The following is a 1,322-nucleotide window of genomic DNA, read 5'->3' on the forward strand; positions in this document are numbered from 1 at the left end:
AATGACACGACTTCGGCGGTACGCTTGAGCCCCGCTACATTGTCGGCGCGGAATCACTTGACCAGTGAGCTATTACGCACTCTTTCAAGGGTGGCTGCTTCTAAGCCAACCTCCTGGTTGTCTCTGCGACTCCACATCCTTTCCCACTTAGCGTACGCTTAGGGGCCTTAGTCGATGCTCTGGGCTGTTTCCCTCTCGACCATGGAGCTTATCCCCCACAGTCTCACTGCCGCGCTCTCACTTACCGGCATTCGGAGTTTGGCTAAGGTCAGTAACCCGGTAGGGCCCATCGCCTATCCAGTGCTCTACCTCCGGCAAGAAACACACGACGCTGCACCTAAATGCATTTCGGGGAGAACCAGCTATCACGGAGTTTGATTGGCCTTTCACCCCTAACCACAGGTCATCCCCCAGGTTTTCAACCCTGGTGGGTTCGGTCCTCCACGAAGTCTTACCTCCGCTTCAACCTGCCCATGGCTAGATCACTCCGCTTCGGGTCTTGGGCGCGCTACTCAATCGCCCTATTCGGACTCGCTTTCGCTACGGCTTCCCCACACGGGTTAACCTCGCAACACACCGCAAACTCGCAGGCTCATTCTTCAAAAGGCACGCAGTCACGACGCACCGAGCAAGCTCGATGCGCGACGCTCCCACGGCTTGTAGGCACACGGTTTCAGGTACTATTTCACTCCGCTCCCGCGGTACTTTTCACCATTCCCTCACGGTACTATCCGCTATCGGTCACCAGGGAATATTTAGGCTTAGCGGGTGGTCCCGCCAGATTCACACGGGATTTCTCGGGCCCCGTGCTACTTGGGTGTCTCTCAAACGAGCCGCTAATGTTTCAGCTACGGGGGTCTTACCCTCTACGCCGGACCTTTCGCATGTCCTTCGCCTACATCAACGGTTTCTGACTCGTCTCATGGCCGGCAGACCATGAAAGAGAGATCCCACAACCCCGCATGCGCAACCCCTGCCGGGTATCACACACATACGGTTTGGCCTCATCCGGTTTCGCTCGCCACTACTCCCGGAATCACGGTTGTTTTCTCTTCCTGCGGGTACTGAGATGTTTCACTTCCCCGCGTTCCCTCCACACTGCCTATGTGTTCAGCAGCGGGTGACAGCCCATGACGACTGCCGGGTTTCCCCATTCGGACACCCCCGGATCAAAGCTCGGTTGACAGCTCCCCGGGGCCTATCGCGGCCTCCCACGTCCTTCATCGGTTCCTGGTGCCAAGGCATCCACCGTGCGCCCTTAAAAACTTGGCCACAGATGCTCGCGTCCACTGTGCAGTTCTCAAACAACGACCAGCCACCCG

The 1,322-nt window shown here is 57.5% G+C and carries 1 rRNA gene; it reads right to left on the reverse strand.

Going from position 1 to position 1,322, the window contains the following annotated elements:
• Positions 1 to 1,272 (reverse strand): 23S ribosomal RNA (locus K6I33_RS33715); the annotation flags it as partial.
• Between the last annotated feature and the right edge of the window lie 50 nt (positions 1,273 to 1,322).

Origin of the sequence: Streptomyces sp. UNOB3_S3 (genome assembly GCF_020740895.1) — a bacterium.
Lineage (GTDB): Bacteria > Actinomycetota > Actinomycetes > Streptomycetales > Streptomycetaceae > Streptomyces.